26 protein-coding genes are annotated in these 20,660 nt (G+C 57.9%); 9 read left to right on the top strand and 17 right to left on the bottom strand.

Annotation, left to right across the window (positions count from 1 at the left end):
• Positions 1-15: 15 nt before the first annotated feature.
• From hutC to ASB66_RS24260, 9 genes are all read right to left on the bottom strand, one after another.
• Positions 16-765, bottom strand: coding sequence for a histidine utilization repressor (gene hutC, locus ASB66_RS24220; protein WP_060716837.1), 750 nt, complete (start codon positions 763-765; stop codon positions 16-18).
• Complete coding sequence (locus tag ASB66_RS24225) at positions 762-1,553, bottom strand: amino acid ABC transporter ATP-binding protein (RefSeq protein ID WP_060716838.1); 792 nt, start codon at positions 1,551-1,553, stop codon at positions 762-764. Before ASB66_RS24225 ends, hutC begins: the two co-directional genes overlap by 4 nt.
• A complete protein-coding gene (locus ASB66_RS24230; protein WP_060716839.1) occupies positions 1,550-2,218 on the bottom strand; it encodes an amino acid ABC transporter permease in 669 nt (222 codons plus the stop codon). Before ASB66_RS24230 ends, ASB66_RS24225 begins: the two co-directional genes overlap by 4 nt.
• Complete coding sequence (locus tag ASB66_RS24235; RefSeq protein WP_060716840.1) at positions 2,215-2,856, bottom strand: amino acid ABC transporter permease; 642 nt, start codon at positions 2,854-2,856, stop codon at positions 2,215-2,217. Before ASB66_RS24235 ends, ASB66_RS24230 begins: the two co-directional genes overlap by 4 nt.
• A 141-nt stretch (positions 2,857-2,997) precedes the next feature.
• Positions 2,998-3,825: a transporter substrate-binding domain-containing protein gene (locus tag ASB66_RS24240; protein ID WP_114386977.1), complete on the bottom strand. Its 828-nt coding sequence runs from the start codon at positions 3,823-3,825 to the stop codon at positions 2,998-3,000.
• A 209-nt stretch (positions 3,826-4,034) separates the two neighbouring features.
• Positions 4,035-4,670, bottom strand: coding sequence for a nucleoside triphosphate hydrolase (locus ASB66_RS24245; RefSeq protein WP_060716842.1), 636 nt, complete (start codon positions 4,668-4,670; stop codon positions 4,035-4,037).
• A complete protein-coding gene (locus ASB66_RS24250) occupies positions 4,667-5,449 on the bottom strand; it encodes an ATP-binding cassette domain-containing protein (RefSeq protein WP_060716843.1) in 783 nt (260 codons plus the stop codon). The genes ASB66_RS24245 and ASB66_RS24250 overlap by 4 nt, the downstream gene beginning before the upstream one ends.
• On the bottom strand, positions 5,449-6,531 hold the full coding sequence (locus ASB66_RS24255; protein WP_060716844.1) for an ABC transporter permease: 1,083 nt from the start codon (positions 6,529-6,531) through the stop codon (positions 5,449-5,451). The genes ASB66_RS24250 and ASB66_RS24255 overlap by 1 nt, the downstream gene beginning before the upstream one ends.
• Before the next feature lie 194 nt (positions 6,532-6,725).
• Complete coding sequence (locus ASB66_RS24260) at positions 6,726-7,751, bottom strand: sugar ABC transporter substrate-binding protein (RefSeq protein WP_060716845.1); 1,026 nt, start codon at positions 7,749-7,751, stop codon at positions 6,726-6,728.
• Between the two features lie 352 nt (positions 7,752-8,103).
• On the opposite strand from ASB66_RS24260, the gene ASB66_RS24265 reads away from it, so the two are divergent.
• Together ASB66_RS24265 and ASB66_RS24270 are read left to right on the top strand one after the other, a co-directional pair.
• Positions 8,104-9,333, top strand: a complete 1,230-nt coding sequence (locus ASB66_RS24265; protein ID WP_060716846.1) for an ROK family transcriptional regulator — start codon at positions 8,104-8,106, stop codon at positions 9,331-9,333.
• The gene (locus ASB66_RS24270; protein ID WP_060716847.1) at positions 9,334-9,765 is read left to right on the top strand and encodes an RbsD/FucU family protein; all 432 of its coding nucleotides are present in this window, start codon (positions 9,334-9,336) and stop codon (positions 9,763-9,765) included.
• Between the two features lie 116 nt (positions 9,766-9,881).
• Here ASB66_RS24270 and ASB66_RS24275 read toward each other — a convergent pair whose 3' ends face one another.
• Positions 9,882-10,649 carry an SDR family NAD(P)-dependent oxidoreductase gene (locus ASB66_RS24275; RefSeq protein ID WP_060716848.1) on the bottom strand — a complete coding sequence of 256 codons (768 nt, stop codon included), beginning with the start codon at positions 10,647-10,649 and terminating at the stop codon, positions 9,882-9,884.
• A gap of 44 nt (positions 10,650-10,693) precedes the next feature.
• A complete protein-coding gene (locus tag ASB66_RS24280; protein ID WP_060716887.1) occupies positions 10,694-11,140 on the bottom strand; it encodes an Lrp/AsnC family transcriptional regulator in 447 nt (148 codons plus the stop codon).
• A gap of 123 nt (positions 11,141-11,263) precedes the next feature.
• Between ASB66_RS24280 and rocF the strand changes: the two genes are divergently transcribed.
• The 4 genes from rocF to ASB66_RS24300 all read left to right on the top strand — a co-directional run bounded on the left by rocF (position 11,264) and on the right by ASB66_RS24300 (position 14,735).
• Positions 11,264-12,196, top strand: coding sequence for an arginase (rocF, locus tag ASB66_RS24285; RefSeq protein ID WP_060716849.1), 933 nt, complete (start codon positions 11,264-11,266; stop codon positions 12,194-12,196).
• Positions 12,196-13,251, top strand: a complete 1,056-nt coding sequence (locus ASB66_RS24290) for an ornithine cyclodeaminase (protein WP_060716850.1) — start codon at positions 12,196-12,198, stop codon at positions 13,249-13,251. Before rocF ends, ASB66_RS24290 begins: the two co-directional genes overlap by 1 nt.
• A gap of 86 nt (positions 13,252-13,337) precedes the next feature.
• A complete protein-coding gene (locus ASB66_RS24295; protein ID WP_012654247.1) occupies positions 13,338-13,496 on the top strand; it encodes a YqaE/Pmp3 family membrane protein in 159 nt (52 codons plus the stop codon).
• 123 nt (positions 13,497-13,619) lie between these two features.
• Positions 13,620-14,735, top strand: a complete 1,116-nt coding sequence (locus ASB66_RS24300) for a glycoside hydrolase family 88/105 protein (protein WP_114386979.1) — start codon at positions 13,620-13,622, stop codon at positions 14,733-14,735.
• A gap of 19 nt (positions 14,736-14,754) precedes the next feature.
• Here the strand turns inward: ASB66_RS24300 and ASB66_RS24305 are convergent, their stop codons facing one another.
• From ASB66_RS24305 to exbB, 3 genes are read right to left on the bottom strand one after another with little or no spacing between them, the layout of a single operon-like run.
• The gene (locus tag ASB66_RS24305; protein WP_114386981.1) at positions 14,755-15,702 is read right to left on the bottom strand and encodes an energy transducer TonB; all 948 of its coding nucleotides are present in this window, start codon (positions 15,700-15,702) and stop codon (positions 14,755-14,757) included.
• Positions 15,699-16,166 (bottom strand): TonB system transport protein ExbD, encoded by a 468-nt coding sequence (gene exbD / locus ASB66_RS24310; RefSeq protein WP_060716853.1) that lies wholly within the window; start codon positions 16,164-16,166, stop codon positions 15,699-15,701. The genes ASB66_RS24305 and exbD overlap by 4 nt, the downstream gene beginning before the upstream one ends.
• Before the next feature lie 4 nt (positions 16,167-16,170).
• The gene (exbB, locus tag ASB66_RS24315) at positions 16,171-17,193 is read right to left on the bottom strand and encodes a tonB-system energizer ExbB (RefSeq protein ID WP_114386983.1); all 1,023 of its coding nucleotides are present in this window, start codon (positions 17,191-17,193) and stop codon (positions 16,171-16,173) included.
• Between the two features lie 308 nt (positions 17,194-17,501).
• Here exbB and ASB66_RS24320 point away from each other — a divergent pair, with 308 nt between their 5' ends.
• Positions 17,502-17,666 (top strand): DUF1328 domain-containing protein, encoded by a 165-nt coding sequence (locus ASB66_RS24320; RefSeq protein ID WP_070149138.1) that lies wholly within the window; start codon positions 17,502-17,504, stop codon positions 17,664-17,666.
• A gap of 179 nt (positions 17,667-17,845) precedes the next feature.
• Here ASB66_RS24320 and ASB66_RS24325 read toward each other — a convergent pair whose 3' ends face one another.
• The gene (locus tag ASB66_RS24325; RefSeq protein WP_012654253.1) at positions 17,846-18,619 is read right to left on the bottom strand and encodes a Crp/Fnr family transcriptional regulator; all 774 of its coding nucleotides are present in this window, start codon (positions 18,617-18,619) and stop codon (positions 17,846-17,848) included.
• Between the two features lie 140 nt (positions 18,620-18,759).
• On the opposite strand from ASB66_RS24325, the gene ASB66_RS24330 reads away from it, so the two are divergent.
• Positions 18,760-19,188, top strand: coding sequence for a response regulator (locus ASB66_RS24330; RefSeq protein ID WP_060716856.1), 429 nt, complete (start codon positions 18,760-18,762; stop codon positions 19,186-19,188).
• A gap of 52 nt (positions 19,189-19,240) precedes the next feature.
• On the opposite strand, the gene ASB66_RS24335 is transcribed toward ASB66_RS24330, so the two are convergent.
• Both ASB66_RS24335 and ASB66_RS24340 read right to left on the bottom strand, forming a co-directional pair.
• Positions 19,241-19,807 carry an RNA polymerase sigma factor gene (locus ASB66_RS24335; protein ID WP_012654255.1) on the bottom strand — a complete coding sequence of 189 codons (567 nt, stop codon included), beginning with the start codon at positions 19,805-19,807 and terminating at the stop codon, positions 19,241-19,243.
• Positions 19,804-20,019 (bottom strand): NepR family anti-sigma factor, encoded by a 216-nt coding sequence (locus ASB66_RS24340; protein ID WP_060716857.1) that lies wholly within the window; start codon positions 20,017-20,019, stop codon positions 19,804-19,806. The genes ASB66_RS24335 and ASB66_RS24340 overlap by 4 nt, the downstream gene beginning before the upstream one ends.
• A 417-nt stretch (positions 20,020-20,436) precedes the next feature.
• Between ASB66_RS24340 and ASB66_RS24345 the strand changes: the two genes are divergently transcribed.
• On the top strand, positions 20,437-20,601 hold the full coding sequence (locus ASB66_RS24345) for a DUF1328 domain-containing protein (RefSeq protein WP_012654256.1): 165 nt from the start codon (positions 20,437-20,439) through the stop codon (positions 20,599-20,601).
• The last annotated feature ends 59 nt before the right edge of the window (positions 20,602-20,660 follow it).

A 20,660-nucleotide genomic window follows, 5' to 3' on the forward strand; every position in this document is an offset into this window, starting at 1 on the left:
ATCAGGCAGTGGGGATCAGGCAGGAGTGGAAAGGCGTTGTGAAGGGGTGAAGCGGGCGGTGACGGCATGGCTGGCACCGGGATAGGTCAGGCGCACTTGGGTGACTGTTTCATCCAGCCGCCATGTCTGGCGCTCCACCACCAGAACCGGGGTATTTGGTGCAATGGTCAAGATTTCTGCCGCCGTCTCATTGGCCGCTTCGGCGGCAATGCGATGTTCGGCGGCATTCCAGGGAATATGGTCCAGCAGCCACGGGCCAGGGGCAAGATCGGTAAAATCGGCGTCTGCCGCTTGTGGCACCACGCCGAGATTAATGATGCGCTCTTCCAGGCAAAAGGGTTGATTATTGGCATAATGCAGGCAGGTGAGGGCCAGCAGCTTGCGGCGCGGTGCAAGAGACAGGTTTTCGCACTCTGTCTTGGTCGGAGGACGGATCGTTCGCGACAGAATGCGATGATGGTAGGTCTTCTCTAACGAAATGACTTCATCGCGGATGTCGTAAATTTCCAGAATGGCGCTTTGTGAGTTCTGCGGCATGACGATGCTGCCGGTCTTGCGCTTGCGCAGCACAAGGCCTGCGCGGGCAAGCTGGGTCAGCACCTTGTTGACGGTCATGCGTGAGCAGGCATATGTCTCGGCCAGCACCTGTTCGGACGGAATTTTATAGCCCGGCGGCCATCGGCTTGAGAGAATATTGCTCTCAATGTCATCCAGAATACGCTGGTGCAGCGATTTGCTGCGAGTGTCGTTGTCGTCAGTCATCATGCCAACATCGATGCGCCGCGATCCAGATAGGTATCAAGGAATTGTTCCAATCGGGGATGGCGTGGCTTGGCAAAAACATCCGATGGCGCGCCGGTAAACAGCAATTTTCCCTGATCTAGAAAGCTGATCTGCTGGCCAACCGTGGCGGCAAAGCCGATTTCATGGGATACCACCACCATGGTCATGCCCTCGGCCGCCAGATCGCGCATGACGTTGAGCACTTCGCCGGTTAATTCCGGGTCGAGCGCCGAGGTTGGCTCATCAAACAGCATGATTTTCGGCTGCAAGGCCAGGGCACGGGCAATGGCGACACGCTGTTGCTGGCCGCCGGACAGCTGCGACGGATAGTGGCCCGCCCGATTTTCCAGCCCCACTTTTTGCAGCTGGGCCATGGCACGGTCTTCTGCTTCGCGTTTTGGCACTTTATGCACAGTCTTCAAGGCTTCGGAGACATTACCAAGCGCGGTCATATGCGGCCAGAGATTGAATTGCTGAAACACCATGCCGATTTTGGAGCGCACGGCGCGGATCTGGGCGGCAGGCAAGCGTTCGCGCTGACCATCTGTTTTTTCGAAATAGCCAAGTGCTTCACCGCTGACAGTGATCATCCCTTCGCTGGCCTCTTCCAGAAAGGCCATGCAGCGCAATAGCGTGCTCTTGCCAGAGCCGGAAGGGCCAATCAGGCAGGAGACCTTGCCTTCCGGGATCTCCAGATCAATGTCATTCAACACGGTGTTGGTGCCAAAGCGCTTGACGAGTTTGGAAACGGAAATAGCGGGAAGCGTCATGGCGCGGAAAACCTCAATCTGCTCAAACGGGCTTCAGCCTTGCGGGCCGCCCAGGCGGTGGCCTCGACAATGACCCAGTAAATAACGGCCAGCACGAAAATTGCCTCCAGAAAGGCATATTGGGCCGAGCCAATGGCGCTGACGGTGGCGGTGAGTTCGGGAACGGTGATGATCGACAAAACCGCAGATTCCTTCAGAAGAATGATGGCGAGATTGACGCAGGGCGGCAGCACAATCAGCGCCATTTCCGGCAAGAGAATGCGGCGGATAATTTGGAGCCTGCTCAACCCCAGGCATTCGGCGGCTTCCACATGGCCATGCGGAACAGAACCATAGCCCGCCCGGAAAATCTCCGAGTAATAGGCGGCGGAGTAGACGGTGAGGCCAATCAACCCGCAAGGGATGGGGTCCAGCGACAGGCCAACATAGGGTCCGCCGTAATAGACGAGGAAAATCTGGATCAGAAACGGTGTGCCGCGCAGCACTTCCACCATCAATCCCAGCGGAATATCCAGAAACCTGCCGCCGTAGCGACGTCCTGTCGCCACGAAAAAGCCGACGAGAATGCCCAGCGCCATGCCAACCACCCAGATCCACAGGGTTGTGAGGGCGCCACTGGCAATCTCCGGCAGGTGATCGAGAATGACTTTGGGGTCGAAGATCATTTGACCGCTCCCGGCAGGCTACGCTCGGTGATACGGGCGATCATCGCCACGCTCCAGCAGATGAGCAGATAAATCAGCGCCGCCGATGAAAACAATTCGATGGGCAGATAGGTGGAGGCAGCCAGATCCTGCGCCATGCGGGTCAGTTCGACAATGCCGACGACCGAGACCAGCGAGGAGGATTTGAGGATCATGATCGCTTCATTGACCAAAGCCGGAAAAGTGAGCCGCAACGCAATGGGCAGTTTGATGCGTAAAAACGTCTGGCGGCCTGAAAAGCCTGCCATATCGGCAGCTTCCACCAAACCTTTGGGGACACTTTCAAAGCCGCCACGCAGGTTTTCGGCCTGATAGGCAGCGGTGCAGAGCGACAGGCCAATGATGGCGGCCACCACGCTTGGCACATTGATGCCGATAAAAGGCAAGAGATTGTAAATCAGCAGCAATTGCACCAGCAGCGGCACGCCGCGAAAGAAGCTGATGAACAGCTTGGTTGGCATTGTATAGAGCCGTTTGCCGGAGAGCATGGCGCCAGACAGGGCAATGGCAATCAAAAAGCCGATGGCAATCGAAATCACGCTGATGCCCAGCGTCCATCCGGCGGCCTTAACCAGCAGGAAGAAGAGTTTGAATGACATGGCACCCCAGTCTCCGCTATTGCGGATCACAGTAAATGACAGCGTGTGGGATACCCCCTCTGCCTGGCAAGGCAGAGGGGACAGACGGCATATCAAGAGATTATATGCTTTTCCAGAGGCAGAGCCTTAGGGTTCGTCACCTCAAAACGCTGGGTCTTTCACGCTATCAGGCGTATCGAACTTGGTGCCAAACCACTTTTCCTGCAATTTTGCCATGCGGCCATCGCTCTTCATCTTGATGAGTGCGGCATCGACGGCGTCTATCAGGCTGGCATGGTCTGCATCTTTGGTGCCGATAAAGCCGAAATAGCTCTTCTTGCCAAAGGGCGGCAGCACGACTTCGAAAGCGCCGTTACGCTGCTTGGCGACGAAGGCGATATTGGGGAGCGAATTGGCAACGGCCACGACGCGGCCTGCCGCCATGTCGGCATAGGCATCGTTGAAGGAGACATATTCACGCACCGCGATCTTTTTCGGCAAGGTGGCCGAAAACTCCTGGAGCTGGGCAAGCTGCGCAGTCGCCTTGCCAACGCCGACAGCCTTGCCCGCCAGATCTTCAGGTTTGGTGATCGTCTTGTCGCCGGCCTTTTTCAGAATGGCGACCGTGGCTTCGGCAATCGGGGCGGTGAAGCGATAGCGCTCCATGCGGGCCTTGGTGATGGTGGCGGGGCCAGCGACAATATCGAACTTGCCAGCTTCAAGGCCCGGCAGAACACCATCCCAAGGCAGGGCGATCCACTCGATCTTCACGCCCAATTCCTTGCCGATTTCTGCAAACATATCGACATTGAGGCCGACATGATCGCCAGCATCGATGAAGTCGAAGGGCGCAAAGGCGGTTTCCGTTCCGACCTTCAAGGTGCCTGCGGCCTTGATTTTCGTCAGCGCATCCTCGGCATGGGCCGAAAGGCTCGCGCCAAACAACAGGGCAGCTCCAAGCGCCGCCTTCAGCAACAGTCTTTTCTGCATCACGATTTCTCCAGTTGCCCGCAACCCGGCGATCTCTCGTACCGGTGCAATTCCCCTCAGCCGTTTCTCGGCCATTTGACTATACAAATAGAGCGGGGAAGGGGGCTGCTGTCAATGATATTGTGCGGAAAATGAGCGTGCTTATTTTCTAAGCAGATCTTTGGCTGGAGTCGAGGCGAATCCGCCCCTTTTTCCAGGAAATTGCTAGTTTACGGGATGGCGACGATATCAACACTGATATCAGCGGGCCGGGATGCTTCGATCACCAATCTGCCATTCGGCAGGTCGTTGCCATTCAATTTCCAGGCGATTGCGGCCTCGTCCAGTCCGTAATGAACCCAACGGTCACGTAGGCGCTGTTCCAGCACCTCCAGCGGTGGGCCGACGAAGACCGTCAGGTCGAAGCAGCTTTGCAGGCGGGTCCAGGGCGCGCGATCCAGAAGCAGGTAATTGCCCTCGACCAGAATGAAGCGGGTTTCCGGCGCAATTGGCCGGGCCGAGGCAATCGCCAGTTCGCGGTCGCGGTCAAAGACCGGTACGAGAACCTCCTCGTCGCCAGCCTTTACCGCCGTGACGATGTCGAGAAAACCACGCACGTCAAAGGTTTCCGGTGCGCCTTTGCGCTTCAGCAGGCCGCGCTGTTCGAGAATGCCATTGTCCATGTGAAATCCGTCCATCGGCAGGATTTCCGCAGTTTCGCCATGCGCAATCAGCGCCTCGCGCAAGGCGTCCGAAAGGGTTGACTTGCCCGCGCCTGGCGGTCCGGCAATGGCGATCATGAAACGGCTGGCCTCTTGGGCCAGCCGGAAGATCTCGTCTGTCAGCGAGGAGACGGAAACCGTCATGCGGCAATCGCTTCCGCTGGGGCTTCCTTCGCGCCCGTCATGAAGGCAACGGCATCCGACATGGTGTAATCCTTCGGATTGATCACGCAAAGACGCTTGCCAAGCCGGTGGATATGGATTCGGTCAGCCACTTCGAACACATGTGGCATATTGTGCGAGATCAAAACGATCGGCATGCCACGCGAACGCACGTCCTGGATCAACTCTAGCACACGGCGGCTTTCCTTGACGCCGAGCGCCGCCGTCGGTTCGTCGAGGATAACCACCTTGGAACCAAAGGCTGCGGCACGGGCCACGGCCACACCCTGCCGCTGACCACCCGAGAGGGTTTCCACCGCCTGATTGATGTTCTGGATGGTCATCAGGCCCAGCTCGGACAGCTTGTCGCGGGCGAATTTTTCCATCGCTGGTTTGTCGAGGGCGCGGAAGACCTTGCCCATGATGCCCGGCTTGCGCATTTCGCGGCCGAGGAACATGTTGTCGGCAATCGACAGAGCCGGCGACAGGGCCAAATTCTGATAGACGGTTTCAATCCCCGCCTTGCGGGCATCAATCGGTGAACGGAAATTGATGGTCTTGCCTTCCAGCTTGATCTCGCCTTCGTCCGGTGTCACGGCACCGGAAATAGCCTTGATCAACGAGGATTTGCCAGCGCCGTTGTCACCGATGACTGCGAGGATTTCGCCCGGATAGAGATCAAAATCGGCGTTGTCGAGGGCGGTCACCCGGCCATAGCGCTTGACGAGGCCACGGGCGGTGAGAATGGGTTCTTGTGCCATTAGCCAGCTACCTTTCTGATCCATTGGTCAATTGCGACGGCGGCAATGATCAGCACGCCAATCAGCATATAGGTCCATTGCGGGTCGGTGCCGGCCATGCGCAGGCCAAGCTGGAATACGCCGACGATCAACGCTCCAAACAGCATGCCCATGATGGAACCACGGCCACCAAACAGCGACATGCCGCCAATGACCACTGCGGTGATGGATTCGATATTGGCAAACTGGCCAGCTGTTGGCGAAACCGAGCCGATACGGCCAATCATCGCCCAGCCACCCAGCGCACAGATCAGGCCGGCAAGCGTGTAGACGGAAATCAGCATGCGCTTGACATTGACGCCAGACAATTCCGCTGCATCCGGATCATCGCCGACTGCATAGAGATGACGGCCCCAGGCGGTGTTGTTCAAGACATACCAGAGAACGGCGACCAGAAGGGCGAGCGCGATCACACCATAAGTCAGGACGGCGCCGCCCAGCTTAAAGCTTTGACCAAAATATTGCAGGATGGGCGCATTGGTGCCCAGATCTTGCGAGCGGATTGTCTCGTTGCCGGAATATAGGAAGTTGGCTGCCAGCACGATTTGCCACATGCCGAGCGTGACAATGAAGGGTGGCAGCTTGACGCGGGCCACCAGCACGCCGTTGATGAAACCGCAAATGCCACCGACGGCAAAGCCGCACAGCACGGCAAGTGGGCCAGGCACGCCATAGTGAACGGCAAATTGCCCCATGACAACAGACGACAACACCATGATGGCGCCCACCGACAGGTCGATACCAGCGGTCAGGATGATCAGGGTCTGGGCTGCACCGATAATGCCGGTAATGGCAACCTGCTGCAAAATCAGCGTCAGGGCAAAGGGCGAAAAGAACTTGCCGCCCAGAATGGCACCGAAAGCGATCAGCGACAGGATGAGTACGATCAACGGCACGGCAGCCGGGCTGGAATGCAGGAAATGCTGAAACTTCTGCAATGGCGTCTTGTCGTTAGTATCGAACTGCGCGACCGCAGTAGCACTGCCCGACAGCACATTCTCGTATTCAAGATGAGGTTTGGTGGCGGCTTTTGGCTCGCTCATCGGCTTTCCTCCCGTGGACCTCTTCTGAGGCTTGAGGGCCGGGCTGGACCGTGGCACCAATTGCCGACGGCCGCCTGCGGCATTGTAGAATTTGTGCATTCAACCTAAGGATTTATATTTTGCCTTGGTTGCAGAACGCGCTTACCAGAAGGGCGGCCTGAGCCGCCCTTCCGATGCAATATTTCAAGAGCCAATCAACCCCAGCACTTCTTCAGGCCTTCAGCCACGTCGATCGAAGGCACGCCCTTGGCAGCTTTGTCGGTGACGAGCGAAACGCCTGTGTCAAAGAAGTCCTTGCCAGCGGTTGGCTTTGGCTTTTCGCCAGAGTCAGCAAACTTCTTGATGGCTTCGATGCCGAGAGCCGCCATCATCAGCGGATACTGCTGCGAGGTCGCGCCGATGACGCCTTCCTTGACGTTCTTCACGCCCGGGCAGCCGCCGTCAACCGACACGATCAGCACGTCCTTCTGCTTGCCAACAGCCTTGAGGGCTTCATAGGCACCGGCAGCGGCTGGCTCGTTGATGGTGTGAACGACGTTGATGTTCGGGTTTTTCTGAAGAAGATTTTCCATGGCCGTACGGCCACCTTCTTCGTTGCCGTTGGTGATGTCATGGCCAACGATGCGTGGATCGGTTTCATCACCAATCTTGGTCGGGTCCTTCGGATCGATGCCGAAGCCGATCATGAAGCCTTGGTCACGCATAACGTCAACTGATGGCTGGGCAGGGGTGAGGTCGAGGAAAGCAACCTTTGCATCCTTGGCCTTATCGCCCAAAGTTGCAGCAGCCCACTGACCAATCAGCTTGCCAGCCAGCAGGTTGTCGGTTGCGAACGTTGCGTCAGCAGCATTGACCGGATCAAGCGGGGTGTCGAGCGCGATGACCAGAAGGCCAGCATCGCGGGCTTCCTTGACGGCAGGCACAATGCCCTTGGTGTCGGAGGCGGTGATCAGGATACCCTTGGCACCATCGGCAATGCAGGTCTCAATCGCTGCAACCTGGCTTTCGCTGTCGCCGTCGATCTTGCCGGCATAGGACTTCAGCGTAACGCCCAGTTCCTTGGCCTTGGCGGATGCGCCTTCCTTCATCTTGACGAAGAATGGATTGGTATCGGTTTTGGTGATCAGGCAGGCTGACACGTCAGCGGCCTGTGCACCTGTCGAAAAGACAACGCCAAGAGCCAGGGCGCCAAGCGTGGCGCCAATCAAATTGGTCTTCATATGAATCCTCCCAAGGACAAAGATAAACGCACCCTCTCAAGGGGCCGTCCGGTTCGCATGGTCCATCACCTCTCCCGTGTTGGCCCCCCATGCTTCCTGCCTCAAGAAAACACTATTCCAAATGCCTGTCAATAAATAAATCGAGTTGAATTATTAATCCACTGTGGCATGCTTGGCGCGGCCCTGGACTTGTCGGGAGGAGCCTGGATCAGGCGGATACAGGTCAGGACACAGCAGCAGAATGGTTGCCGGATCAGGATCGTAACGATTGGTCTGTCCGGTCGAAAGTGAAGGAATTCCTGTTCAGTCGACGCTGGATGCAGTCGGGCGGGGCAGGATGGGAGGATAATGGATGACAGAGGGACTGAATGCGGGCCTGATAGCGCCGCCCGCGGCCCTCGAGACAAGCGGCGGGGCCAATCAGATTGGCGTGCGCGCTTATAACGAGCGGCTGGTCATGTCGCTGGTGCGCCGGCACGGCAGCCTGTCGAAGGCGGAAATTGCCCGGCGTAGCGGTCTCTCGGCCCAGACGGTCACGGTGATCATGCGCGTGCTGGAGCGTGAAAAGCTGCTGGTGCGCGGTGAGCCGGTGCGCGGACGCGTCGGCCAGCCGTCGGTGCCGATGCGGCTCAATCCGGATGCGGTCTATTCGTTCGGGGTCAAGATCGGAAGACGCAGTGCCAACCTGGTGCTGATGGATTTCGTCGGCACGATTCGCCATGAGGTGCGGCGCACCTATCCCTATCCGATGCCGGGCCTGCTTTTGGATTTCATCGTCGGCGGCATTTCCGATATTGAGGGCAGGCTTTCCGTCGCTGAGCGGGCGCGAATTGCCGGTGTGGGCATCGCAGCCCCGTTCGAACTGTGGAGCTGGGCGGAAGAGACCGGCGCGCCATCAGAGGAAATGGATGTCTGGCGCGATACCGATCTGAAAGCCGATGTCGCAGCCCGGATTGGTTATCCGGTCTTCATCCAGAACGATGCGACCAGCGCCTGTGCTGCCGAACTGGTGTTCGGGGTCGGGCCGCACTATCCGGATTTCGTCTATTTCTTCCTCGGCTCCTTTGTTGGCGGCGGCATTGTGCTGAATTCCTCGCTGTTTTCCGGGCGCACCGGCACAGCTGGCGCGGTTGGGCCGCTGCCGGTGCAAAGGCGCGATGGCAAAACCGTCCAGCTTTTGAAAATTGCGTCGATTTTCGTCTTGGAAAACCTGCTGCGCGACTATGGACAGGACAGCCAGTCCCTGTGGTATTCGCCGAGCGACTGGGTGGACTATGGCGAGCCGCTGGAGATCTGGATCCGCGATACCGCCGCGGCGCTCGCCCAAGCGATTGTGGCGGCGGCATCGATCATCGACTTTTCCGCCGCCGTCATCGATGGCGGTTTTCCGCAATGGGTGCGCCAGCGTCTGGTCGTCGCCATACAGGAAGCGGCGCGTGATCTCGACCTCCAGGGCGTATTGATGCCCGAGATCGTCGAAGGCGCCGTGGGTCATCAGGCGCGGTCGGTTGGCGGTGCCAGCCTGCCGCTGTTTTCCCGTTATCTTTTGGATCAGAATGTGTTGTTCAAGGAGTTACTGTAAATGCTGAAGGGTCTTAACCCCATTCTCAATCCCGAATTGCTGGCCACCCTGCGGGCCATGGGGCATGGCGATGAAATCGCCATTGTCGATGGCAATTACCCCGGTCTTGAACATGCAAAGCGGCTGGTACGGCTGGATGGGCTCGGCCTTATTCCGGTGCTGGATGCCATTCTCTCGGTTCTGCCAATCGACGATTTCGTGCCGGAAGCGATTTTCCGCTCCACCGTCGGCAAGGATCGCGATGCGCTAGACCCGGTTCATGCGGAAATCATCGCCTGCTGCGCCGCCCATGAGCCAAAACAGCCGGTCGTCCCGCTGCTGGGGCCGGATTTTTATCCCCGCGTCAAAGCGGCCCATACAGTTGTGCAAACTGGCGAACCCCGCCTTTATGCCAATGTCATTCTTAAGAAAGGCGTGATATATCCGCAATAACCTCTGATTGTGGCAGTCGCACTGGCGGACCTGCGGCTGCAAAGGGCGAAAGGCTCTGGATGAGGTTTTGAGGTAGATGAGGCCGTGCGGGGCTTCCTGCACGGCCTTTTCCGCGCTCAAATCGCCGTAAAGCCGTTATCCACGAACAGATGGGCGCCATTGACGAAACGGGATTCGTCGCTGGCGAGATAAAGGGCGGCGCGGGCCACGTCTTCCGGTTCGCCGATGCGGCCCTGCTGGGCGATGATGGCGGCATCCGAGACATCGACGCCCAGCGCTTGCAAGTCGGTCAATTCCCGCAATCCATGTGGCGTGCGGATAAAGCCGGGGCAGACTGCGTTGCAGCGAATGTTCCGGTCGCGGAATTCCACGCCGATGGCGCGAGCGAACATATGGACCGCGCCCTTGGTGGTGTCATAGAGCACTTCCATCGGCGTCGCGGCTACGGCTGATATCGAGGAGGTGCAGACGATGGAGCCGCCGCCTGCGGCAATCATTCCGGGCAAAACGGCTCTGGTCATCAGGAACATCGAGCGGACATTGACCGCATGTAGCCAGTCCCATTCCTTCAGCGTGGTTTCCAGGAACGGCTTGATGACGATGGTGCCGGCGTGATTGAACAATACGGTAACGGCACCGAACCGGTCCTCGACGCCCTTGACGGCTGCCTGAACGGCATCTTCCTCCGAGACATCGGCCACCCAGAAATCGGCCGTGCCGCCAGAATCACGAATATCCTTGACCGTCCGTTCGGCCTCCGCGCCATTGCGGTCGATGATGGCGACGGTAGCGCCTTCCGATGCAAACAGCCGTGAGGCCGCTCCGCCCATGCCGGTTGCGCCCCCGGAAATGATGGCGATTTTTCCCTTCAGTCTGTCTGTCATTGGTTCCCGTCCTTGTTGCTCTGCGGATGATGTTGTCGTGCTCATCACGGCTTCGACAGCCTTGCCCGGGTTGAGCGCGGCGTCGAAAGAATGAGGCTGGTTTCGCTATTGGTGATACCGGGAACCAGCCGCACACGGCGCAAGACACTGTCGAAATCCGTCAGGGTTGCCGCGCCCAACTCAACGATCAGGTCCCAGCGGCCATTGGTGGAGTGGACGGCGGAAATCTCGGGAAAACCGCTCAGCGCCCGGATCACCTTGTCAGTGACATGGCCCTGGATTTCGATCATCATGATGCCGCGCACACCGAGATCGACCGTATCGGCCCGTAGGATCACGGTATAGCCAAGAATGGTGCCATCACGCTCCAGCCGTTCCAGCCGCGCCCGCACTGTCGCACGCGACGCGCCGGTTTCCAGCGCCAGATCGGAAATGCTGCGCCGGCCGTTATGGCGCAGAAGCGTGACCAGCTTTTCATCGAGATCGTCCACGGTCTTCTCACTTTGAGCAATAAAACTGCCATAACGATAAGCCATATGGACATTATTGCCAATCTACATCATTCAAATCGCCAGTTTCAAATGGTTGAATATTGACAACAACAGGAGATATCCATGGAGTGCAGATTGATCGGAGTTCCCTTGCAGATCGGGGCGGGCCGTCTGGGCTGTGAAATGGGACCGAGTGCGCTGCGCATTGCCGGGTTGGGACCGATGCTGGAAGAGCTTGGCCATCGCGTGACCGATCTCGGCAATGTCGCGCCTGCCGCCTTCAAGACCCTCAATCATCCCAATCCGGCTGTGCATCACCTGCCGGAAACTGTCGCCTGGATCGAGACCCTGTCGGAGGTCGCCTACCGCGAAAGTGCGGATGCCATGCCGATTTTTCTGGGTGGTGACCACGCGCTTTCGGCTGGCACGGTGCCGGGGCTGGCGCGCCGGGCGGCGGAACAAGGCCGACCGCTTTTTGTGCTCTGGCTGGATGCCCATACCGATTTCCATACGCTGGAAACCACGGAAAGCGGCAATCTGCATGGTACGCCGGTCGCGTATTTCACCGGTCAACCGGGGTTTACCGGCTATTTTCCGGGTCTGGTGGAAGCGGTTGATCCGGCTCATGTGGCAATGATCGGCATTCGCAGCGTCGATCCAGCCGAACGGGCGGCTTTGCGCCGGACCGGCATCACCGTGCATGACATGCGGATGATTGATGAGCATGGCGTTGCCGTGCTGCTGCGGGCTTTTCTGGACAAGGTTCGGGCCGCGAATGGCTTGCTGCATGTCAGTTTCGATGTGGATTTTCTCGATCCGATGATTGCGCCCGCCGTCGGCACCACGGTGCCGGGTGGTGCCACCTTCCGCGAGGCGCATCTGGTGATGGAAATGCTGCATGACAGCGGCCTGGTCTCCAGCCTCGATCTGGTCGAACTCAACCCTTTCCTGGATGAGCGGGGCCGAACCGCCATTCTGATGGCCGATCTGACCGCCAGCCTGATGGGACGGCAGGTCATGGACCGCCCCACACGCGATTATGCCGGGAGCGTTTGATGAGTGCTATTGCCAATCTGAATATCGTCCCCTTCGTCAGCGTCGATCATATGATGAAGCTGGTGCTGCGGATCGGGGTCGAGACCTTCCTGACCGAACTTGCCGAAGTGATCGAGGAGGATTTCCGTCGCTGGGAGGTGTTTGACAAGACGCCGCGTATCGCCTCCCACTCCAGCGATGGGGTGATCGAGTTGATGCCGACCAGCGACGGTACGCTCTATGGCTTCAAATATGTCAACGGCCATCCGAAGAACATGCGGCAAGGCCGCCAGACGGTGACGGCTTTCGGCGTGTTGTCGGATGTCGGCAATGGCTATCCGATGCTGCTTTCGGAAATGACCATTCTCACGGCCTTGCGCACGGCGGCGACCTCGGCTGTCGCGGCCAAATACCTTGCTCGGTCCGATGCCCGCTGCATAGCGGTGATCGGCAATGGCGCGCAAGCCGAGTTTCAGGCGCTGGCCTTCAAGGCGATCTGCGGCATCACGCATCTTCGGCTCTATGATATCGATCGCAGCGCCAGCGACAAATGCCTGCGCAATCTTCAGGGAAGCGGATTGGCGATAACGCTGTGCCATTCCTCGCAGGAGGCGGTCGAGGGCGCGGATATCATCACCACGGTCACCGCCGACAAGCAATGCGCCACTATTTTGACCGACAACATGGTCGGCCCCGGTGTTCATATCAACGCGGTGGGCGGCGATTGCCCGGGCAAGACCGAATTGCACCGCGATATCCTCGCCCGTGCCGATATTTTCGTTGAATATCCACCCCAGACCCGGATCGAGGGGGAAATCCAGCAAATGCCGTCCGATCACCCTGTCACTGAATTGTGGCAGGTAATGACCGGCGCGGCCAAGGGACGCAGCGATTCGCGCCAGATCACCCTGTTCGATTCGGTCGGCTTTGCCATCGAGGATTTTTCGGCACTGCGCTATGTGCGCAGCAAGCTGGCCGAGACGGGGCTTTTCACCGAACTGGACTTGCTGGCCGACCCCGATGAGCCCCGCGATCTCTATGGCATGGTGTTGCGTAGCAAGGTTTCCGCCGGATGATGACTAAAATTTCATGATCGTCGCTATGGATCCTTTTGCTTCGATCCCCATTTCTGCATGGAGTAAGGTTTTACAAAGGATCTATCATGGACGTTGTGCGCATTCTGTTTGCCATTCTTCTGCCCCCGGTTGGCGTTTTTCTTCAGGTCGGTATCGGTCTGCAATTCTGGCTGAATATTCTTCTGACATTGTGCGGTTATATACCCGGCATCATCCATGCGATCTGGGTCATCTTGCGCCGATAACCTCCTGAATTGACAGTTACCGTCTGGCGACATGCGATTGACAATGGCAGCAAGCCAGACGACTTTGCCACTTGTGGCAACGGTTGGAGGACTCGCGCCCGTGTCGCTTGGGAGGCCTGCTGTATGACTGTTGATCTGGTCGATTATTTCGACGCCTATGCTCGTGATTATCAGCCCTATAAGGGCGGCAGTTGGTGCTATGAGGACGGTTGTCTCTATGCCGGGCTGATCGCACTTCACGAGGCGACCGGTGATACCAGATGGCCGGCGCATCTGAAGCGGCTGGTCGATGACCAGCTGGATGATCAGGGCCAGATGCGTGATTACGTGCTGACCGACTATAATATCGACAATATCCTGCCGGGTCGGGCGCTGATTTTCCTGCTGAAAACGACTGATGACAATCGTTACCGGATTGCAGCGGACCGGCTTGCCCGGCAATTACAAAGCCATCCGCGCCTGGGTGCCGGTCCCTATTGGCACAAGCTGCGCTATCCCCATCAAGTCTGGCTGGATGGACTTTATATGGGCCTCGCCTTCAAGGCCGAATACGGAAAGCTGGCTGGCCAGGAGACCATGGTCCACGATGCGCTCGAAGAATTATTGGTCACGCTCGAGTTGACCTCGGATGGTGTGAGCGGGCTTTATCGTCACGGCTATGATGAGGAACGGCTGCAAGCCTGGGCCGATCCGCAAACCGGCCTGTCGCCCGCCCATTGGGCACGAGCGATCGGGTGGCTGGCGATGGCGATGGTCGATCTCTACGGCCTGGTGCCAGAGGGAGCGGATAAGTCGATGCTGGCTGAAAAGCTTGGCTGTCTTCTCACCCGGCTTTCACACTTGCGCACCCGGGATGGCCGCTGGTTGCAAGTCATCGATCAGCCCGATTTGACCGGCAATTATCCTGAAAGCTCCGCCACCGCGATGTTCGCCTACGCTTATATGAAGGCAGCCCGGCTCGGAATTGCGGGGGCAAAGGCGGAGATTGGGGCGGAGGCATTGGAAAGCCTTCACCGTCATGCGCTCGGTCCCAACGTCTCTGGCCGGATCGTGATGAAGCAGATTTGCTGTGTGGCCGGACTGGGCGGGTTTGGCGGCGTCTACCGGGATGGAACGCCCGCCTATTACCTGTCCGAAGCGTTGAACGACGACGATATCAAGGGTGTTGGTCCATTGATGATGGCTGAGGCGGAGCGTCTGCGTTGCGCGACACACTCCGCATCTCCCGTGCTTGGCTGACGGAAGCTAATTCTTTCTCTTACATCTTGAAGTAGAATGGCACCGTAATCGTCTTGATGACGCCTGGTGGCGGCGCGGGAACGGGAGAGGCGCGTTTTATGGCTTCGACCGCAGCCTGATCTAGATTCGGAAATCCTGATGAACGGGAAATCGACACCGACAAAACATTGCCGCTGTCGTCGATCTGGAAGCGGGCATAGGCCGTGCCTTCCTCTTTGTTGGCGCGGGCTTCGCTTGGATAGCGCTTGCGTCGCTCAAGATAGGCCACCAGCCGTGCCTGCCATTTTTGCGGGCTGACGCTCGATGAAAACAGGCCAGAACTGGTGGTGGAGGCCGCCGTCCTGTCGGATTGCGTCACCTCTGCCTTGGCCTCGCGCTGGGGTTTCTGGGCCTGCGGTTGCGGGGCGGCTTTCGGTTGCTTCTTTTTAACCGGCGTCGTGTCTGCGGTCTCCACCGGCTTTTGCACTGGGCGAGTTACTGGCAGTGGGACTTCCACATTTTCCAGTTCCTTCGTTACCTGTTCCTCGACCGTCGGTTCTTCCACCGGTTTTGGCTCGGGTTCCGGTGGTGGCTCGGGCTGTACTTCCGCGACGTCGGGTGGCGGGGGTGGCGTCTCCTCGACTTTTTCAGGCGGTGTCGGTTCCGGTGGCTGCACCTCGGGCGGCTGTGGCACGGGTGGCGGTTCGACCGGCTGGGGCGGCTTCTCCACCGCCTCGGATTTTACCTCTTCGGCATCCTGCTGATCGGGCGTGATCTGGTTTTCCTCGACCTTGGTAGCGATCGGTTCGGGGGCAAGTTCGATCATGATGGCGGCAGGCGGGGCACCGGCCAACGGCTCTTCCGGCTCTTGCAGCATCAGCACAACGGCACCGGCATGGGCGGCAAACACCAGGGTTCCGGCTGTACACCAGAGCAGCCAATCGAGGGCGGAACTGCGCCGCCCTGTCGGGTCCGCTTGCCTGCTCATTGGCCGTTGGTATCCTCTGCGGGCGGCGTAATGCTGGTCGCCTGCGGCAATGTTTCCACCCCAACCAGGGCGATCTTCAGATAGCCTGCGTCGCGCAGCAGGTTCATCACCGTCATGAATTCGCCGTAGCCGACATTCTTATCGGCGCGCAGGAAAATCCGCGTGTCTTTATTGCCCTTGGAGACTTGTTCCAGCACGGTCGGCAGCCTGTCGCGGCTGACCGTGTCATTGCCAAGCGCCAGGCTGAGATCCTGTTTCAGGGTGAGATAGACCGGTTCGTCCGGCCGTTTGGCCGGTGTGGCGCTCGAGGCGGGGAGGTCGACATTGACATCGACAGTCGCCAGCGGCGCGGCCACCATGAAGATGATCAGCAGGACCAGCATGACATCGATGAAGGGCGTAACGTTGATCTCGTGGTTTTCAACCAGATCGTCGCTCGAATTTTCGCGGATACCTCCAGCCATCGGATTACTCCGTTACTACCTTGAGGCGGGCGGCGCGCACATCGGCCGGCACCTTGCGGAAATCGAGATCCCGGCTGACCAGCCGCTCCACCGCCGTTGCCGCATCCAGCAACTGCTGGCGATAGCCGGTCACCGCGCGGGCAAACACGTTATAGATCACCACGGCGGGAATGGCGGCAACCAGGCCGATGGCCGTGGCCAGCAGCGCCTCGGCAATACCAGGCGCGACCACGGCAAGATTGGTGGTCTGCGATTGCGAAATGCCAATGAAGGAATTCATGATGCCCCAGACGGTGCCGAACAGACCGACAAAGGGGCCGATCGAGCCGATGGTGGCAAGAATACCGGTTCCGGCGGTCATGCGGCGTCCGGCGCGCGATTCGATCCGCGACAGAGCCGAGCTTACCCGTTCCTTGACGCCGTCATTGCCAGCATAATCGAGCGCAGGCTCTGATAGTTTCAACTCGCGTGCCGCGATCAGCAGCATGTCCGGCACGGTGCCGCGCCGCTTCTGCAATGCACCTGCCGCTTGCGAGAGCGATCGCGCCTCTTGCAACACAGCCAGACCGCGCCGCAGCCTGGCTTTTGAGCCGGAGAGCTGAAGGGTTTTGACAAGGAGGATGGTCCAGGTTGCAACGGAGGCAAGGCCAAGGGCAATCATCACTGACTTCACCACCCAGTCGGCGGCCATGAACATGCCAACAGGGGAAAGGTCGTGGGGAATGTCGGAGCGCTGCACTGCGGCGGGAGCCTCCACTGCGACGCCTTCCGTGGGAGAGGCTGACGGAGCTGGCGTGGCGGTATCGGCTGGTGGAGCTGTCAAATTTGCAGGTGCCGCAGGCGTCTCTTGTACTGGTGTTTGAGCAGGCGTGGCTGGGGCCGGTTCGCTTGTGGTTTGCGCGGGTGCCGTGCCTTGCTGGGCGAAGACGGTGGCTGAGCTCAACAGCGTGCCGGTTATCAGCAGACCCGAGCCAACAACCACGGTCATGCTCACGCGAGCGAGCGAAGAGGAGCGACGATACGCCATCAAACAACCTTCCGATCAAAATCCATTGCCAGCATGTCCCGCGCATGGCGGGGCAGTACCTTTAATTGTTTGTCGATATTAAAGTTGAGTTATGTTTTCAAGTATAATCTTGCCAAAGATGCATTTTCCGGAGCTTGCCAGGGAAAAGTGGCTCCCGGTTTTCCCGAGCAGCGGGCATGGAGCATGGCGGATTGTTGCCTGCAAAGACCATGAAGAAATTGCCCATGTCCGGTGTCACCCTTGCCAATGAAGGAACATTTTCAGTCGCTTGCCGTTCTCCTGCCGATAATTCTTTCAAGGAGCCTGCCATGCTGCAATGGATTTTGATTTTTCTGCTGATTGCTGCCGTCGCCAGCCTTCTCGGTTTCCGGGGCGTGGCGGGCGCTTCTGCCGGTATTGCGAAAATCCTGATCTTTATCGTGTTGGTAATCTTCATCATCGCCTTGGTCAGCGGCATTGTCATCGTCGCATAAAATACAGGTATTACAATAGACTCGCCTTATCCTGCGCCATTTGGCGCGGGAGAAGATGCCCGTTCCTTGCCCCCCAAGGCGGGCGAAGCCGAAGTCCGCCGGATCTCCAGCTGACGGACTTCGGCTTCTTTATGAGAAACGGCAGATAGTGTATCTGTTGATCGCAACAAAAATACCGCTCAGATAAATGGACGGCGCATGACGCCATCGGGCGTCCAGTTTGCGGCGGCCTGAAGACCGGCGCTGTCGAGGATCTCGCATCCACGGTCCAGCCAGCGGATCAGGCCACGGGCGGTCAGCTTTTTCAATGTCTTGTTGGTGTGAACGATCGAAAGGCCGAGCGTGTCGGCAACATGGACCTGGGTGATTGGTAAATAGGGTTTCTCCGCGTCGATGAGCCCTGCTACCCGGCCGCGATCATCCAGGAAAGCCAGCAGATAGGCAGCGCGCTCCAGTGCGGTGCGCCGGCCAATGCTGATCAGATGATCGTCCAGCATGCTTTCTTCGCGTGAAGCGATCCAGGTCAGGTCGTAGCCAAGGCCTGGATGTTTTTCGAAAAGGGAGAAAAGCCGCTCTCGCTCAAACACGCAGAGCCGCATAGGTGTCAGCGCTTCGACGGAATGGGCCATTTCATCGAAAACCGCGCCCTGCAAACCGATCATATCGCCGGGAACCACGTAATTCAGAATCTGCCGTCGGCCATCCTCGAGGATTTTATAGCGAAATCCCCAGCCGGTCAGGGTTGTGTAAAGATGGGCGCTATGGCTGCCTTCGACCAGAATTGTGGTCCCTGCATCAGCATGAAATTCACCCTTGCGGAAGGCGCGGACGAACTCAAGTTCGCCGGGTGTAAATTCGCGGAAATGGTCGTTGAGGCGGATGGGGCAGACCAGACAGGCCGTGTGAATTCCGTTCTTGAGCCGTTCTCCATGTCTTGCCGGTTCCTCTGGCATTCCGTCTCCTTATTCGCTTTTATTTTCAGTAAAGTATCAGGATGAGCAAATGTTCCTGATTGAGGAGGGTGACATGTCTTTTTTAAATGACCTGGAGCGGTGCAGTGCCGATAAGGGCTTTTAAGCAAAAAGGTTAATCAATGACTGAAAAACCGCTGCATGTACTCGTTGCTGAAAAGCAAGCCCTGATCGCCATTGAGATCGAGGTCTTGCTCACGGAAGTGGCAGGCGGCAAAATCACCGTCTGTCTGCCTCGCGATATGCCATTGAGGTTGACGGAAGCCCGCTATGACGTGGTGCTGATCGATGCGACCATCATGCCGGAGCAGAACCGTACGCGGTTCGATCTCATTCGAAGTCATAATGCCGGGGTGGTTTTTCTGACCTCCTTCGACGAGGTGCCGGGATTTAGTCAGCCGGAACCTGGTTTTGCGCTGCTGACGAAGCCGTTTGACGAACAACGGCTCCTGGCTGCGGTGTTCCAAGCGGCGGCCAATCGAGATCCGATGGGCATGGGTTTAGACACAAAGATCAATGGGAATGGCGCCGATCAGGGGCCGAACAGATGACGACTAAATCTCTCCCGGTCGACGCGACCTGCGCGCCGGCCGGGAGATGACATCACACCGCGAATGCGCGTTTCGTCACCGCAGCGTCGTGAGCGTCTGGGCCAAAGTCGCCTTCACCGCTGACGCCAAGAATTTCCTGCAGACGATTTCGCGCCCGGTTGATCCGGCTCTTGATGGTACCAACGGCGCAACCGCAAATTTCCGCCGCTTCCTCATAGGCGAAACCGGAGGCACCCACCAGAATAATGGCTTCACGCTGGTCGCTCGGCAGTTGATCGAGCGCCTTTTTGAAGTCCTGAAGGTCGAGCGAACCGTATTGTTGAGGATGAACGGCCAGTTGTGAGGTGAAAATGCCGTCGGGGTCCGAGACCTCACGACCGCGCTTGCGCATTTGCGAATAGAATTCGTTGCGCAGAATGGTGAACAACCAGGCTTTCATATTGGTGCCTGGTTCGAAATGATCCTGCTTTGCCCAGGCTTTCATGATCGTATCCTGGACAAGATCATCCGCGACGTGATGCCGTCCGGCCAGCGACACGGCAAACGCGCGTAGATTGGGCAGGGCAGCAAGCATATCTCTCTTGAAGCCGCGATCATCCGATTGCTTTTCAAGGGTCATCGAGCAGTGTCCTTCCTGTCGCACTGTTTCCCCGCGTTTTGTTCGGCGGCATCCAGACGCTCAAGCAAGTCCATGAAACGGTCCGGAATCCCTTCCTCCTGGACGGAATCGTAGAATTTCCGGAGCTTGCTGCTGATCGTGCCGTGTGCCTCAGCCTGGAGTCCCTCGGTTCCATCCTCTCCTGCGTCACGATGATTATGCTGGTTGTTCATGATGTCTCTGACGGTTGATTTTAATGTCAGGCTTAACGGACCATATCTGAGAAGGTTCCGCTCTCCACCGGATATTTTTTCGTCGTGTCAGTCTCTGGTGTCAGGCATGATGCAAGGAGGAAATTACGCTGGAAATATAACGTGTTAAATTGAAATGTCGCATATCGGCAACGTGATGTCGAGTGACAGCATTTCATCAAATTAAGGTGAAATGATAACGGTTCTCAATTGACGGCTGTGGAAGACGGCGATCTCTGGAGCCAGACGTTGTGCTGCGCTTGAGGCGGGCAAGACTTTTCCAGAGCTTCCAGATTGCCGCTAACGGGTTTGCGGCAAAAAGTGACGCCTTGACGAGACCAGTGGAACTTTAGCCCCAGCTTTTCGTTTCTAAATCAGTTGTTAACGGAGTTCAAATCCATGCTGTATTATTCTCTCGTCTTTCTCGTCGTCGCTCTTATCGCCGCCGCATTGGGTTTTGGTGGTATTGCTGGCGCTTCAGCCGGTATTGCAAAGATCCTATTCTTTGTCTTCATCGTGCTCTTCCTGATTTCGCTGGTGAGCCGTCTGTTCAGGCGCGCCTAATCTCTGCGAACGGATAGTAACAATAAGGCCCGGCAATTGCCGGGCCTTATTGCGTTTGC

The sequence above is a fragment of the Gillisella vitis genome, from assembly GCF_001541345.2.
GTDB classification, from domain to species: Bacteria; Pseudomonadota; Alphaproteobacteria; order Rhizobiales; family Rhizobiaceae; genus Allorhizobium; species Allorhizobium vitis.

Bases quoted from the DNA above. Each gene is read 5' to 3' on its own strand.
- ASB66_RS24260 (WP_060716845.1), bottom strand. From the start codon at position 7,751: ATGAAGACCAATTTGATTGGCGCCACGCTTGGCGCCCTGGCTCTTGGC.
- ASB66_RS24330 (WP_060716856.1), top strand. From the start codon at position 18,760: ATGACTGAAAAACCGCTGCATGTACTCGTTGCTGAAAAGCAAGCCCTG.
- ASB66_RS24270 (WP_060716847.1), top strand. From the start codon at position 9,334: ATGCTGAAGGGTCTTAACCCCATTCTCAATCCCGAATTGCTGGCCACC.
- ASB66_RS24245 (WP_060716842.1), bottom strand. From the start codon at position 4,670: ATGACGGTTTCCGTCTCCTCGCTGACAGACGAGATCTTCCGGCTGGCC.
- ASB66_RS24290 (WP_060716850.1), top strand. From the start codon at position 12,196: ATGAGTGCTATTGCCAATCTGAATATCGTCCCCTTCGTCAGCGTCGAT.
- ASB66_RS24340 (WP_060716857.1), bottom strand. From the start codon at position 20,019: ATGAACAACCAGCATAATCATCGTGACGCAGGAGAGGATGGAACCGAG.
- ASB66_RS24255 (WP_060716844.1), bottom strand. From the start codon at position 6,531: ATGAGCGAGCCAAAAGCCGCCACCAAACCTCATCTTGAATACGAGAAT.
- hutC (WP_060716837.1), bottom strand. From the start codon at position 765: ATGATGACTGACGACAACGACACTCGCAGCAAATCGCTGCACCAGCGT.
- ASB66_RS24250 (WP_060716843.1), bottom strand. From the start codon at position 5,449: ATGGCACAAGAACCCATTCTCACCGCCCGTGGCCTCGTCAAGCGCTAT.
- ASB66_RS24225 (WP_060716838.1), bottom strand. From the start codon at position 1,553: ATGACGCTTCCCGCTATTTCCGTTTCCAAACTCGTCAAGCGCTTTGGC.
- exbD (WP_060716853.1), bottom strand. From the start codon at position 16,166: ATGGCTGGAGGTATCCGCGAAAATTCGAGCGACGATCTGGTTGAAAAC.
- ASB66_RS24295 (WP_012654247.1), top strand. From the start codon at position 13,338: ATGGACGTTGTGCGCATTCTGTTTGCCATTCTTCTGCCCCCGGTTGGC.
- ASB66_RS24240 (WP_114386977.1), bottom strand. From the start codon at position 3,825: ATGCAGAAAAGACTGTTGCTGAAGGCGGCGCTTGGAGCTGCCCTGTTG.
- ASB66_RS24320 (WP_070149138.1), top strand. From the start codon at position 17,502: ATGCTGCAATGGATTTTGATTTTTCTGCTGATTGCTGCCGTCGCCAGC.
- ASB66_RS24335 (WP_012654255.1), bottom strand. From the start codon at position 19,807: ATGACCCTTGAAAAGCAATCGGATGATCGCGGCTTCAAGAGAGATATG.
- ASB66_RS24305 (WP_114386981.1), bottom strand. From the start codon at position 15,702: ATGAGCAGGCAAGCGGACCCGACAGGGCGGCGCAGTTCCGCCCTCGAT.
- ASB66_RS24275 (WP_060716848.1), bottom strand. From the start codon at position 10,649: ATGACAGACAGACTGAAGGGAAAAATCGCCATCATTTCCGGGGGCGCA.
- ASB66_RS24325 (WP_012654253.1), bottom strand. From the start codon at position 18,619: ATGCCAGAGGAACCGGCAAGACATGGAGAACGGCTCAAGAACGGAATT.
- exbB (WP_114386983.1), bottom strand. From the start codon at position 17,193: ATGGCGTATCGTCGCTCCTCTTCGCTCGCTCGCGTGAGCATGACCGTG.
- ASB66_RS24235 (WP_060716840.1), bottom strand. From the start codon at position 2,856: ATGTCATTCAAACTCTTCTTCCTGCTGGTTAAGGCCGCCGGATGGACG.
- rocF (WP_060716849.1), top strand. From the start codon at position 11,264: ATGGAGTGCAGATTGATCGGAGTTCCCTTGCAGATCGGGGCGGGCCGT.
- ASB66_RS24345 (WP_012654256.1), top strand. From the start codon at position 20,437: ATGCTGTATTATTCTCTCGTCTTTCTCGTCGTCGCTCTTATCGCCGCC.
- ASB66_RS24265 (WP_060716846.1), top strand. From the start codon at position 8,104: ATGACAGAGGGACTGAATGCGGGCCTGATAGCGCCGCCCGCGGCCCTC.
- ASB66_RS24230 (WP_060716839.1), bottom strand. From the start codon at position 2,218: ATGATCTTCGACCCCAAAGTCATTCTCGATCACCTGCCGGAGATTGCC.
- ASB66_RS24300 (WP_114386979.1), top strand. From the start codon at position 13,620: ATGACTGTTGATCTGGTCGATTATTTCGACGCCTATGCTCGTGATTAT.